The organism is Rubrivivax albus, from assembly GCF_004016515.1.
Classification (GTDB): Bacteria; Pseudomonadota; Gammaproteobacteria; order Burkholderiales; family Burkholderiaceae_C; genus Rubrivivax; species Rubrivivax albus.
The window spans coordinates 321,633-335,172 of record NZ_SACT01000003.1; the positions used below are offsets into that span (position 1 = coordinate 321,633).

General features: G+C 73.4%; 11 protein-coding genes. 7 read left to right on the plus strand and 4 right to left on the minus strand.

What is annotated here, in order from left to right; genetic code table 11:
• Positions 1-148: 148 nt before the first annotated feature.
• Positions 149-781 (plus strand): glutathione S-transferase family protein, encoded by a 633-nt coding sequence (locus ENE75_RS12125; protein WP_128198560.1) that lies wholly within the window; start codon positions 149-151, stop codon positions 779-781.
• Here the strand turns inward: ENE75_RS12125 and ENE75_RS12130 are convergent, their stop codons facing one another.
• The 3 genes from ENE75_RS12130 to ocd all read right to left on the minus strand — a co-directional run bounded on the left by ENE75_RS12130 (position 782) and on the right by ocd (position 6,802).
• A complete protein-coding gene (locus ENE75_RS12130) occupies positions 782-1,714 on the minus strand; it encodes an MBL fold metallo-hydrolase (RefSeq protein ID WP_128198561.1) in 933 nt (310 codons plus the stop codon). It lies immediately after the preceding gene.
• A gap of 112 nt (positions 1,715-1,826) precedes the next feature.
• Positions 1,827-5,564, minus strand: a complete 3,738-nt coding sequence (gene putA / locus ENE75_RS12135) for a trifunctional transcriptional regulator/proline dehydrogenase/L-glutamate gamma-semialdehyde dehydrogenase (protein WP_128198562.1) — start codon at positions 5,562-5,564, stop codon at positions 1,827-1,829.
• A gap of 110 nt (positions 5,565-5,674) precedes the next feature.
• Positions 5,675-6,802, minus strand: a complete 1,128-nt coding sequence (gene ocd, locus ENE75_RS12140; RefSeq protein ID WP_128198563.1) for an ornithine cyclodeaminase — start codon at positions 6,800-6,802, stop codon at positions 5,675-5,677.
• Positions 6,803-7,062: 260 nt separating this feature from the next.
• On the opposite strand from ocd, the gene ENE75_RS12145 reads away from it, so the two are divergent.
• Positions 7,063-7,395 (plus strand): hypothetical protein, encoded by a 333-nt coding sequence (locus ENE75_RS12145; RefSeq protein WP_128198564.1) that lies wholly within the window; start codon positions 7,063-7,065, stop codon positions 7,393-7,395.
• Here ENE75_RS12145 and ENE75_RS12150 read toward each other — a convergent pair whose 3' ends face one another.
• A complete protein-coding gene (locus ENE75_RS12150) occupies positions 7,396-8,328 on the minus strand; it encodes a LysR family transcriptional regulator (protein ID WP_128198565.1) in 933 nt (310 codons plus the stop codon). It lies immediately after the preceding gene.
• Between the two features lie 81 nt (positions 8,329-8,409).
• On the opposite strand from ENE75_RS12150, the gene ENE75_RS12155 reads away from it, so the two are divergent.
• The 5 genes from ENE75_RS12155 to lhpI are packed head-to-tail and all read left to right on the plus strand — an operon-like array spanning position 8,410 to position 13,530.
• Complete coding sequence (locus ENE75_RS12155) at positions 8,410-9,603, plus strand: M20 aminoacylase family protein (RefSeq protein ID WP_128198566.1); 1,194 nt, start codon at positions 8,410-8,412, stop codon at positions 9,601-9,603.
• 55 nt (positions 9,604-9,658) lie between these two features.
• Entirely contained in the window at positions 9,659-10,654 is a 996-nt protein-coding gene (locus tag ENE75_RS12160) for a Bug family tripartite tricarboxylate transporter substrate binding protein (RefSeq protein ID WP_128198567.1), read from the plus strand.
• Positions 10,655-10,671: 17 nt separating this feature from the next.
• A complete protein-coding gene (locus ENE75_RS12165; protein WP_128198568.1) occupies positions 10,672-12,084 on the plus strand; it encodes an amidase in 1,413 nt (470 codons plus the stop codon).
• Between the two features lie 42 nt (positions 12,085-12,126).
• A complete protein-coding gene (locus ENE75_RS12170) occupies positions 12,127-12,549 on the plus strand; it encodes an Lrp/AsnC family transcriptional regulator (RefSeq protein ID WP_128198569.1) in 423 nt (140 codons plus the stop codon).
• Between the two features lie 42 nt (positions 12,550-12,591).
• Complete coding sequence (gene lhpI, locus ENE75_RS12175) at positions 12,592-13,530, plus strand: bifunctional Delta(1)-pyrroline-2-carboxylate/Delta(1)-piperideine-2-carboxylate reductase (protein WP_128198570.1); 939 nt, start codon at positions 12,592-12,594, stop codon at positions 13,528-13,530.
• The last annotated feature ends 10 nt before the right edge of the window (positions 13,531-13,540 follow it).

Consider the following 13,540-nt stretch of genomic DNA (forward strand, 5'->3'; position numbering starts at 1 on the left):
CGACTCCTGCGCCGAAGAACAGGGATCGACGCATGGGCATCGTGCCCCCGGTGGGCAGCAGGCATTGCGCCGATCAGCAGGGCGACGCCGGTCCATCTTTGCCGCGACAGACGCCATACTGCTCCACTGCCGCCCACGGAGCCCCGCCATGCCCGCCCTGACCCTCTACACCAACCCCCAGTCCCGCGGCCGCATCGCACGCTGGATGCTCGAGGAGACCGGCCAGCCCTACGAGACGGTGGTGCTCGACTACGGCACGACGATGAAGGCGCCGGACTACCTGGCCGTCAACCCGATGGGCAAGGTGCCGGCGCTGAAGATCGGCGGCACCGTGGTCACCGAGGTGCCGGCCATCCTGGCCACGCTGGCGGATGCCTTCCCCGCCGCCGGTCTGGCACCGCCGCCGGCCGAACGCGGTGCCTACTTCCGCTGGCTGTTCTTCGCCGCCGGGCCGCTGGAGGCGGCCATCACCAACCGCGCACTGGGCGTGACGGTGCCGCCGGAGAAGCAGGGTTTCGTCGGCTATGGCGACTTCGACCGCGTGATGGACACGCTGTCCGCGGCCGTGGCCGGGCGCCGCTTCATCGCCGGCGACCGCTTCAGCGCGGCCGACCTGTACGTGGCGTCGCACCTGAGCTTCGGGCTGATGTTCAAGTCGATCCCGGAGCGGCCGGAGTTCGTGGCCTACGTGCAGGCGCATGCGCAGCGGCCGGCGCGGCTGCGCGCAAACGCGGCCGATGACGCGCTGATCGCGGCGGCCGCCGCGAAGCCCGTGGGCTGATCAGGCGTCGCGGATCACGCCGCCGTCGCGCCGCAGCGCGCCGCCGTTCACCAGGTCGGCCACCACGGCCTGCAGCCACGCGCGCGGCGACGCGGCGCCGGCCGGTGGCCAGCGTTCCCAGACGCCGCGCAGCAGCGGCGTGGTCTCCGCCCAGTCCAGCAGCGCGTCCAGCGGCTGTTCGCGCTCTTCCATCAGGTGGTACTTCACCAGCACCTTCACGGCATGGCGGGCGTGGCGCGCCGGGTCGGCCTGGAAGCCGCGGATGCGGGCGAAGCTGCGTTCCAGAGCAGCACCCACATCGGTGAACGGGCGGCCATGGCCGGGGATCACCACGCGCACCGGCAGGGCGGCGATGCGCTCCAGCACCATGGCCACGTCGTCGAAGCCGGGTTCGCCGTCGATCTCCGGGAAGACGACACCGAAGCCGTGTTCCCACAGCGCGTCGGCGCTCACGAGCACGCCGTGCGCGCGGTCGAACAGCATCACCGAATGCGGGTCGTGGCCCGGTGCGGCCAGCACCTCCCAGCTGCGGCCGCCGGACTCGACGGCGTCGCCGGGGTTCAGCAGTGCCTGCGGCTCGAAGCGCTCCATGCGCTGGCCGGTGGCGGCATAGCTCAGCGCCGCGTCGTCCCAGGCCTTCACCGCATCGGCCAGGCCAGGCGGGATGGCCACCGGCACGCCGAAGGCACGCTGCAGGCTGGCGTTGCCGCCGCAGTGGTCGGAGTGCAGGTGGGTGTTGAGCACATGCGCCAACGGCTCGCCGTGGAGTGCCTCGCGCACCAGGGCCACGGTCTGAGCGGCATGGTTGACATGGGCGGTGTCCACCAGCACCGCGCCGGGTTCGCCCGGCGCAGGATGGATCAGCAGGTTGTTCGACGAGAGCCAGCCACGTTCGAGCACGGTCAGGCCGTGCAGGGGATCAGAAAACCGCATCGCCGCATTGTGTGCGCCCGCGCGGCGCGGCGCAGCCTCCCCCACGGCCTCGCAGAGCTCGGCCGCTTCGGCAGGCTGAAGCCAGTCCGCAGGGACTGTCTTCAGTCCGGCCTCAGCCAATCGTCATCAGCGACGCATTGCCGCCCGCCGCCGCCGTGTTGATGCTCAGCGCGCGCTCGTGCACCAGACGCTCCAGCGGCACGCTGGCGCCGGGCGGCACGTGCGTCAGGCCCACGATGGCACCGGGCCGCGTGGCCAGCCGCTGCTGCAGCGCCGGCAGTTCTGCGGCCGGGCCGGCATGCAGCACGGCGTCCAGCGGCACGGTGCCGGCCCAGGGGTCCTGCGCGGTCACGATGCGCTCGCGCACGGCCTCGGGCAGGCGCGCCGCCAGGGCCAGCGCATCGGCCGGCCAGACGGCCGTGGCACCCACGGCCAGCACGGTGGCCAGCAGATGCAGGCGCGCCGCGTCGTCGGTGGCCAGGCAAAGCACGCGCTCGCGCGGCAGCACGGCGTAGAGGTTGGCCTCACCGGTGGGGCCAGTCAGCGTGCGCCAGCGGCCAGCAGGCGACGCCGCCACGGCGTCGCGAACGGCCTGGGCCAGCGCTGCGTCGCGATGCACTTCGGCCCAGGCGGCCAGCGCCTGCGGCGCGCTGCCGGCGCGCGCTGCCACCACGTCGAAGCCGCGCACCGGCGCGGTGGCGTCGGTGCCGGCGGCCTCCACCGCGCGCCGTGCAGCGTCGGGCGGGCAGGCGGCCAGCAGCCGCAGCAGGTACAGCGGCCCCCCGGCCTTGGGGCCGGTACCGGACAGCCCTTCGCCGCCGAAGGGCTGCACGCCCACCACGGCGCCGACCATGTTGCGGTTGACGTAGAGGTTGCCGGCGCGCAGGCCGGCGGCCACGTGCACCACGGTCTCGTCGATGCGCGTGTGCACGCCACCCGTCAGGCCGTAGCCCGCGGCATTGACCTGGGCCAGCAGCGACGGCAACTGCTCGCGCTCGTAGGTGACGAGATGCAGCACCGGGCCGAAGACCTCGCGCGCCAGCGCCTGTGGCGACGGCAGGTCGATCAGCGTCGGCGGCACGAAGCAGCCGCCGTCCGGTGCGGGCACCGGTTGCGTGACGGCGTAGCCACTGGCGCGCATGGCGTCGATGTGACGCTCCAGGCCCGCTCGCGCGTCGTCGTCGATCACCGGGCCGACGTCGGTGGCCAGCTGGCGCGGATCGCCGATGCGCAGTTCCTGCATCGCGCCCAGCAGCATCGCGCGGACGCGCGGCGCGGCCTCGCGCTGCACGCACAGCAGGCGCAGCGCGCTGCAGCGCTGGCCGGCACTGTCGAAGGCCGAGCCGATGACGTCCTGCACCACCTGCTCCGGCAGCGCCGAGGTGTCGACCACCATCGCGTTGAGACCCCCGGTTTCCGCGATCAACGGCACCGGCTGGCCGTCGGGGTTCAGCCGCGCGGCCAGCGTGCGCTGCAGCAGGCGCGCCACCTCGGTGGAGCCGGTGAACAGCACGCCGCGCACGCGGGCGTCGGCCACCAGCGCGGCGCCGACGGTCTCCCCGCGGCCGGGCAGCAGCTGCAGCGCGGCGCGCGGCACGCCGGCGGCGTGCAGCAGGCGCACGGCCTCGGCGGCCACGAGCGGCGTCTGCTCCGCCGGCTTGGCCAGCACGACGTTGCCAGCGGCCAGCGCCGCGGCCACCTGGCCGGTGAAGATGGCCAGCGGGAAGTTCCAGGGGCTGATGCAGACGACCGGGCCAAGCGCGCGGTGCGTGGCGTTGTCCCAGCCTTGACGCAGCTGCTGCGCGTCGTAGCGCAGGAAGTCCACCGCCTCGCGCACCTCGGCCACGCCGTTGGCCGCAGTCTTGCCGGCTTCGCGCATCAGCAGCGGCAGCAGGCGTTCGGTGGCGGCCTCCAGGACGTCGGCGGCGGCCTCCAGGATCCGTGCGCGCCGCGCCGGCGGCTCGGCGGCCCAGGCCGGCGCCGCGGCCTCGGCGGCGGCCAGCGCGGCGGCCACGTCGGCGGCGCTGGCCGGCTGCACGGTGCCCACGCGGTCGGCTGGGTCGGCGGGGTTGTGCACCGGCTCGGCAGGATCGGGCTGGGCGTCGGTGGCCAGCAGCGGCTCGGCCGTCCAGGGCGTTGCGGCATCGGCCGTCAGCGCGGCGTCGATGTGCGCAAGCTGGGCGTCGTCGGCCAGGTCCAGGCCGCGCGAGTTCACGCGCACCGCGCCGAACAGCGCCAACGGCAGCGGGATCTTCGGGTGCGGCAGGCCCACGGCGCCTTCGGCCGCCGCCAGGCGCTCCACGGTCGCCACTGGGTCTTCCACCAGCGTCGCCAGCGCCAGCGATTCGTCGGCCACGCGGTTGACGAAGCTGGTGTTGGCGCCGTTCTCCAGCAGCCGGCGCACCAGGTAAGCCAGCAGCGTCTCGTGCGACCCCACCGGCGCATAGATGCGGCACGGTCGGCCCAGGCCGCCCTTCGAGGCCGGCCCCACCACCTGCTCGTACAGCGGCTCGCCCATGCCGTGCAGGCACTGGAACTCGTAACGGTCCGCGGGTGCGTCGGCACCGCCGGCCATCTCGTGGAGGGCGGCCAGCGTCTGCGCGTTGTGGGTGGCGAACTGCGGGTAGATGGCGTCCGGTGCGGCCAGCATCTTCCGTGCGCAGGCCAGGTAGGCGACGTCGGTGTAGGCCTTGCGCGTGTAGACCGGGTAGCCGGCCTGGCCGTCGAGCTGCGCGCGCTTGATCTCGCTGTCCCAGTAGGCGCCCTTGACCAGGCGGACCATCAAGCGCCGTTGCGTGCGTCGCGCCAGATCGACGAGGAAGTCCACCACCGCCGGGCAACGTTTGCCGTAGCCCTGGATGACAAAGCCCACGCCGTGCCAGCCCGTCAGGGCCGGGTCCTCGCACAGGCGCTCCAGCAGGTCCAGCGACAGGTCCAGCCGGTCGGCTTCCTCGGCGTCGATGTTCAGGCCGATGTCGTGCCGTCTCGCGCGCGTCGCCAGCGCCAGCAAACGCGGGTAGAGCTCGTCCATCACGCGCGCGGACTGGCCGCGGGCGTAGCGCGGGTGCAGCGCCGAAAGCTTGATGGAGATGCCCGGGCCGGCGACGATGCCACGGCCGGCGGACGCCGCACCGATGGCGTCGATGGCCTGCTCGTAGGCGGCCAGGTACTGCGCCGCATCCGTCTCGGTCAGCGCCGCCTCGCCCAGCATGTCATAGCTGTAGCGGAAGCCCTGGGCCTCACGCGGCTGGGCGTTCTGCAGCGCCTCGGCGATGGTCTCGCCGGTGACGAACTGCTCGCCCATCATGCGCATCGCCACGTCCACGCCCTTGCGCACCAGCGGCTCGCCGCCACGGCCGACGATGCGGCGCAGCGCGGCGGTCAGCCCTTCGTCGCTGTGCGTGCCCACGAGCTTGCCGGTGAGCAGCAGGCCCCAGGCGGCGGCGTTGACGAACAGCGAGGGGCTGCGGCCCACGTGGGCCTGCCAGTCGCCGCGGCTGATCTTGTCGCGGATCAGCGCATCGCGCGTGGCGGCGTCGGGGATGCGCAGCAGCGCCTCGGCCAGGCACATCAGCGCCACGCCCTCCTGCGACGAGAGCGCGAATTCCTGCAGCAGGCCCTGCACCAGGCCAGCGCGGCCGCGGTCGCGGCTGCGTTCGCGCACGCCCTTGGCGATGCGCAGCGCCAGCGCCTGGGCCCGCGCCGAGGCCTCGGGCGCCAGCCGCGCCTGGTCCAGCAGGCCGGGCAGCAGGTCGGGCTCGGGCGTGCGGGTCAGCGCGGCGATGGCCTGGCGCAGCGGCGGACGCGCGGGCAGCGGAGTGAACGGGGCGGGCGAAACGGGCGCGGTCATGGCGACTCCGGCGGAACGGCAGCGACGGCCCGCAGTGTGGCGCGCCAGCCAACGAATCTTGCGCGGTTCGGGGGCCTGGCAGGCGCAGAAGCTGCGCCCGGCCCGGGGTTTCAGGCGGCGATGGCCGTGGCTTGTTCGGTGGCGGCCAGACGCGCTGCGGATTCGCCCGCCGGCGCCAGCGTGCCGAACAGGTTCTTCGGGTCCGCCGGCGCGGCCACCAGGTCCAGCGGACGGCCCAGCCCCTGGCGAGCCGCCGCGTCGGCCAGCCAGACCAGTGCGGCGTGGTCCTCCAACGCGAAACCCACCGAGTCGAAGACGGTGATCTCGTCGACCGTTGCCCGGCCCGGCGCTTCGCCGGACAGCACGCGCCAGAACTCGATGACCGGGAAGTCGGCCGGCATCTGCTGCACGTCGCCCTCGATGCGGCTCTGCGGCTCGTACTCGACGAACACGCGCGCGGCGCGCAGCACGTCCGGGTGCAGCTCGGTCTTGCCGGGGCAGTCGCCACCCACGGCATTGAAGTGGCGGCCCGGGGCCAGCATGGCGGGCGTGACGATGGTGGCCCGCGTCTTGTCGGCGGTGACGGTGGTGACGATGTCGGCACCCTGCGCCGCGTCGGCGGCGCTGGCGCAGACCCGCATCGTCAGCCCCTGGCCGGCCAGATTGGCCTGCAGCTTGGCGGTGGCGGCGGGATCGGTGTCGAACAGGCGCAGCGTGGTGATGCCGACCAGGTCACGGAAGGCCAGGGCCTGGAACTCGGCCTGCGCGCCGTTGCCGATCAGCGCCATCGTGCCGCTGCCCGGCCGCGCCAGGTGTCGCGCAGCCAGGGCCGACATGGCGGCGGTGCGGATGGCGGTGAGCAGCGTCAGCTCGGCCAGCAGCGTCGGCGTGCCCGTGGCCACGTCGGCCAGCAGGCCGAAGGCCATCACGGTGGGCAGGCCGGCGGCGGTGTTCTTCGGGTGGCCGTTGACGTACTTGAAGGCGAAGCGCGCCGCGTCGGCCACCGGCATCAGCTCGATGACGCCGACGTCGCTGTGCGCGGCGACGCGCGCGCTCTTGTCGAAGTCGGGCCAGCGGCGGAAGTCGGCCTCGATCTGCGCGGCCACGCCGGCAATGCAGGCCGGCAAGCCCAGGCGATGCACCAGACGCTGGAGGTCGGCAGCGCCGAGGAACAGGGTGGTGGCCCCGCCGTCGGCGGTTCGGACAGGCGTGCAGGCGGGGGTGGTTGGGAAGGTCATCACGGGCCTCATGCAGTTTTTTGCAGTTTCCCGGGGCCTGGCGGCAGGCGGAACGGCGCAGCCTGCACGATTCGCACTGAAGTCTGCTCACTTCGGCGACGTCCTTCGCCGACTTGATCGGATCACGCACCTTCCGGTGCTGCCGCTCGCCGCTGGCCGTGCCAGAGCGGCGCGGCGCCCCGGGATCGGGTCAGCCCGGTTGCCGGCGCCGCATGGCCCCGTGTACACCGGGGTCGTCGCAGCAGCACGCCAGCCGCCCCATGGACGAACTCGACCGACTGCCCAGCGTGAAACACGGCCTGTGGTTCCACGGCGGCGTGACGACCTGCCACGTGCGCATCGTGCGCCATCACCTGCTCTACGGCAGCCATGACGCCGATGACCCGCCTGAACTGGCGCACGACCGGGCCATGGAGTGCTACTACGTGCGCTACGACCTGCCGGTGCGGCAGGCGGCCCGCGGCAGCCGTGCCGGTCGGGGGGCCATGACCACGGCCATGGCCTGGCACGACGGCGGCGCCGCCCTGTCGCTGCGCGAGGCGGTGTTCCTGGCCCAGCGCAAGCTCGGGCCGGTGATCAGCTGGAACGACTGATCAGCCGGCCGGCCTGACCTGGCCGTCGCCCCGCCCGGCCACCTCGGCCAGGCAGTGCGCGAAGTAGGCCGCCGCGGGCGTCAGCGGCACGTCCGGTCGCGTCAGCAATGTCAGCTCGATGTCGCCCGGGTGCAGCGGTGACGCCGGCAGGGCCACGATGCCGCGCGTCTCCGGATGGCCGAGCAGCGGCGCCGGGAAGATGCTCAGCGCGTCGGAATGACGCAGCAGCGTCATCGCAGCCAGCGTCTCGCAGACCAGCACCCGGCGCGGTGGCGCGACACCAGCAGCAGCGAACATCGCGGCGAGTCGTGGCGGGTCTTCGTGGCGAACCGCGGCCGTGAGCACCCACTCCTGCTCGACGAGCCGCTCGGCCGTTCGTTCGGTCGCCGGCAGCGCGAGCAGCGGATGGCCTTCGCGCAGCACCACGTGCTGTGACGCCCGGCGGATCGGCTGGCAGTGGAACTCGCCGTCGCGCAGTTCGCCCACGTCGGGCGCCACCACGGCCAGGTCCAGCGTGCCGTCGCGCAGCCGGGGCAGCACGCGCGCCATCAGGCCCTCGATGGTGTGCACCTCCACCTGCCGGTAGCGCTGGCGGAACCACGCGAACGCTTCGCCCAGCGCCGTCAGCGTGGCAAAGGGCGTGATGCCCAGGCGCACGCTGCCGGCGTCGGCGCCGGCCGCCTGCTGCAGGTCGTCGCGCGCCAGCGCCACCTGGCGCGTGACCACGCGCGCCCGCGCCAGCAGGCGCTCGCCGGCTGGCGTGAGCGCCACGCCCCGCGAGCCGCGCAGCAGCAGGGGCACGCCGGCCTCGTCCTCCAGCGTGCGCATCGCCTTGGTCACCGCCGCCGGTGACAGGTGCATCGCCCGCGCCGCCGCGCGGATGCCGCCCTGGTCCACCACCAGGGCCAGGGCTTGAAGCTGCTGCAGCGTCATGGGCGACTGTCAACCTGAGGTTGTCATGTTGACTTCATTCTGCCTTCCGGTTGCCAGATTGGCCACCTAGCATGCACTTTCATGCAAGCCGTCGTCGAACATCCGCTGATCACCGCGCTGCGGCAGCGTGCGCCGGCCTTCGTCGAGCTGCGGCGCGACCTGCACCGCCACCCGGAACTGGGCCTGCACGAGACACGGACCGCGGCCGTGGTGGCCGAACGGCTGCAGGCCTTCGGTTACGCCGTCCACCGCGGCCTGGCCACCACCGGCGTGGTGGGCACGCTGCAGCGCGGCAACGGCCCCCGCCGGCTGGGCCTGCGCGCCGACATGGACGCGCTGCCGCTGCAGGAGACCAGCGGCCGCGCCTGGGCCAGCGTGCACGCGGGCGTGATGCACGCCTGCGGCCACGACGGCCACACCGCCACGCTGCTGGCGGCGGCCGAGCACCTGGCCAGCGAAGGGCGTTTCAACGGCACGCTGCACCTGATCTTCCAGCCAGCCGAGGAACACCCCGGCGGCGCGAAGCTGATGGTCGAGCAGGGCCTGTTCGAGCGTTTCCCCTGCGACGCCGTGTTCGCCCTGCACAACATGCCGGGCGTGCCCAGCGGCCACTTCGTGTTCCGCGACGGGGCGATGATGGCCTCGTCGGACGACGTGACCGTCACGCTCGACGGCACCGGCGGCCACGGCGCGATGCCGCACCTGGCGGCCGACCCGGTGGTGGCTGCGGCGGCCATCGTGATGGCGCTGCAGACGGTGGTGTCGCGCAATGTCGACCCGCAGGCCGCGGCCGTGGTCACCGTGGGGGCACTGCACGCCGGCGAGGCCAACAACGTGATCCCGGCGCAGGCGGTGCTGCAACTGAGCGTGCGCGCCCACGATGCCGCCGTGCGCGACCTGCTGGAGGCGCGCATCCACGCGCTGGTGCAGGCCCAGGCGGCCAGTTTCGGCGTGCACGCCACGGTGGACTACCGCCGCGACTACCCGGTGCTGGTGAACCACACGGCCGAAACGGCATTGGCGCGCGACGTGGCCCGCGAACTCGTTGGCGACACCGACTTCACCTCGCAGGGCCCGGCCCTGGGCGGCAGCGAGGACTTCGCCGTGATGCTGCAGCACGTGCCGGGCAGCTACCTGCTCATCGGCAACGGCAGCGGCCCGGGCAGCTGCATGGTGCATCACCCGGGCTACGACTTCGACGACACCAACATCGCCATCGGCGCGGCCTTCTGGGTGCGCCTGGCCGAACGCTTCCTGAGTTCCACCGCCGACTGAGTCCACCAGGACCGCTCTCGGCCCCAACCCCAGACCCCACTCAAGGAGACCGACGATGACCACCCCGACGCCGATCCGCGTGCTGCGCCGCGCCACCCTGGCCCTGCTGGCCACCGCCAGCTTCAGCGGCGCCGCGCTGGCCTGGCCGGACAAGCCGGTGACCATGGTCGTGCCCTGGCCGGCGGGCGGCCCGTCAGACTTCGTGGCCCGGCAGGTACAGAACGACACCGCCAAGGCCCTGGGGCAGACGCTGATCATCGAGAACGTCGGTGGCGTTGGCGGCGCCATGGGCGTTCAGAAGATGCTGCTGGGCAAGGATGGCCACACGGTGCTGCTGGGCAGCCCGCTGGAGCTCGTGATTCCGCCGCTGGCGCTGGCCAGCGTGAAGTACAAGCCCACCGACCTGCGCATGGTGGCGCAGCTGGTGAAGGCGCCGATGGTGCTGCTGGCGCGCAAGGACCTGCCCGCGAACACCGTGGACGAACTGCTGGCGCTCGCCGCGCAGCGCCCGGGCGGGCGGCCCCTGGCCATGGGCAACACCGGCAGCGGCAGCATGTTCCATCTCGTGGGCGAGCGCTTTGCGCAACTGGCCGGCACCGAATTCCTGCAGATCCCCTACAAGGGCTCGACGCCGGCCATGACCGACCTGATGGGCGGCCAGGTGGACCTGATGTTCACCATCTTCGCCGGCCCGGTGCCGGGCATGGTGGCCGACGGCAAGCTCAAGGCCATCGGCCTGACCATGGCGCAGCCGCTGCCGGCCTTCCCGCAGCTGGCGGCACTGGCGGCACACCCGAAACTCCTGGGCTTCGAGTTCGATTCCTGGGCCGGCATCCAGGTGCCGCGCGGCACCCCCGACGACGTGGCGCTCAAGCTCAACCAGGCGCTGTACGGCGCGATGCAGAACCCGGCCACGCGCGCCGCCTTCGAGAAGGTGGGCAACCAGGTCGTGGCGCCGATGTCGCTGGCCGACCTGGAACGCGTGTACCAGGGCGAGATCGCGCGCTACCAGGCGATCGCGAAGTCGATCAACCTGCAGCCGCAGCAGTGAACCCGGGGCGCAGCGCCATGGACACCGAGCTCTGGCGCCTGGGCGCCCTGGAACTGGCAGCGCGCATCCGCGCCGGCGACTGCAGCGCGCGGCAGGCCACCGAACAGACGCTCGCGCGCATCGCCGACGTCAACCCGGCCGTCAACGCGCTGGCGGAGGTGATGGCCGACGAGGCCCTGTCCGCCGCCGACGCCGCCGACCGCGCGCTGGCCGCCGGTCTGGCCCCCGGGCCGCTGCACGGCGTACCGGTGACGGTGAAGGTCAACGTCGACACCGCCGGCCACGCCACCACCGACGGCATCGTGGCCCAGCGCGGCAACGTGGCCACCAGCGATTCGCCGCTGGTGGCGCACCTGCGCGCCGCCGGCGCGGTGATCGTCGGCCGAAGCAACACGCCGGCCTTCAGCCTGCGCTGGTTCACAGACAACGACCTGCACGGCCGCACGCTCAACCCCTTCGACGCCGGCGTCACGCCCGGCGGCAGCAGCGGCGGTGCCGCCGCGGCCGTGGCCACCGGCATGGGCGCCATCGCGCACGGTAACGACTACGGCGGCTCCATCCGCCACCCGGCGTACGCCTGCGGCGTCGTGGGCCTGCGCACCACGGTGGGCCGGGTGCCGGCCTACAAGGCCAGCGCGCCGACGCGGCTGCCGAGCAACCAGATGATGTCGGTGCAGGGCCCACTGACGCGCAACGTCGCCGACGCCCGGCTGGCGCTGCAGGTGATGGCGCAGGGGAGGGCGCTGGACCCGCAGTGGACACCCGCCCCGTTGAGTTACGCCGACAGCGCCGAGCCGCTGCGCGTGGCGCTGTTCCTGCGCCACCCGGCCTACGACGCCGACCCGGCAGTGACCGCGGCACTGAGGCAGGCCGCACGCGCGCTGGAGGTCGCGGGCTGCGTGGTCGAGGAAGCCGAGCCGCCGCACTTCGAGGAAGGCGCCACCCTCTGGCGCCAGCTGGTGATGGACGACCTGCGCCGCGGCGGCCAGGCCGCCATCCAGACCCACGGCGACGCCGCCGTGCAGAGCGCCCTGGCCGGCTACCTGCACGGCCTGCCGGCACTCGACCGCGACGCCACGCTGGCCGCGCTGGCGCGCCGCCACGACATCGCGCGCGACTGGGCGCTGTTCCTGCAGCGCTGGCCGCTGCTGCTGATGCCGGTGAGCTGGCAGCGGCCGTTCCCGGTGGACGCCGACGTCGGCGCGCCGGAACAGGTGCTGCCGCTGCTGCGCGCACAGAGCCCGCTGCTGGGCACGGCGATGCTGGGGCTGCCGGGTCTCTCGGTGCCCACGGGGCTGGATGCCGGCGGCGTGCCCACCGGCGTGCAGCTGGTGGCCGACCGTTTCCGCGAGGACCGTCTGCTGCGCGGCGGCGAGATCATCGAGGCGGCGGCACGGTTCAGCGCCCTGGACCACCTCGCGCCGCGCTGACACCGGCGCCGCCCCGCCGCCATGCTGCGCACAATGCGGGCCATGGACGACACCGACCTGCGCCTGATCGCCCTGCTGCGCCAGGACGCGCGCACGCCCGCGGCCGTGCTGGCCGAGAAGCTGGGCGTGGCGCGCGGCACCGTGCGCCACCGGCTGCAGAAGCTGGAGGACGCCGGCATCATCACCGGTTACACGGTGACGCTGCGGCCAGAGCAGGCGGCCGACAGCGGCATCCGGGCCTGGATGGCCGTGGAGGTGGAAGGCAACCAGACGCGCGCCGTGGTCGCCCACCTGCGCGGAGAGCCCGGGCTGGTGGCACTGCACGACACCAACGGCCGCTGGGACCTGCTGGCCGAACTGCGCGCCGCCAGCACCGCCGAGCTCTCGCAGGTGCTGGAGCGCATCCGCCTGATCAAGGGCATCCGCCACACCGAGACCAGCATCCTGCTGGCCACGTACCGATGAGCTGCGCCGGCGCGGTGGTGCAGCGAAGGCGCCACTGACGGCATGCAGGTCATCGACGCCGACACCGTCGCGCGTGCCACGCCCTTCGAGCGTCTGGTGCCGGCGCTGCGCGAGCTCTTCGCTAGCGGTGCCGAGGTGCCGCCGCGCCAGGTGCTGACGCTGGCCGACCCGGCGGGAGGTGCGGCCGTCACTTCACTGGTGATGAGCGCCTGGGACCCGGGCCGCTACTACGCGGTCAAGGTCATCAACATCGCACCCGGCAACGCAGAGCGCGGCCTGCCTGGCCTGCACGCCAGCGTGCTGCTGCACGACGCGATCACCGGCGTGCCGCTGGCGCTGATGGACGGTGACGCCATCACCACCCGGCGCACCGCGGCAGCATCGGCGCTGGCCGCGTCGTGGCTGGCGCCGGCCGATGCCCGCGAGATGCTGGTGGTCGGTGCCGGCCGCGTGGCCGCGCTGCTGCCGGCAGCCTATCGCGCGGTGCGGCCGATCGAACGCGTGACGGTGTGGGCACGCCGCCCCGAGGCTGCCGAGGTGCTGGCGTCGCGGTGGCGCAGCGACGGCTTCGCCGTCACCGTGGCCACCGACCTGGCCAACGCCGCGCGCCATGCACTCATCGTCAGCTGCGCCACGCTGGCGACTGCACCGGTGGTGCGCGGCGCATGGCTGGCGCCAGGCAGTCACCTGGACCTGATCGGCAGCTTCACGCCGGCCATGCGCGAGGCCGACGACGCCTGCTTCCGTGGCGCATCGGTCTGGGTGGATACCGAGGAGGCGCTGGTCAAGGCCGGCGAACTGCTGGCGCCGATGGCCAGCGGCGCCTGGCGGAGCGCCGACCTGCGCGGCACGCTGGCGCAGCTGGCACGTGGGGAGGTGCACGGGCGCAGCGCCGCCGACGAACGCACGGTGTTCAAGTCGGTGGGCACGGCGCTGGAGGACCTGGCCGCGGCCATGCTGGTGCAGGCCGCGGCCGGGTGAACACGCCAGT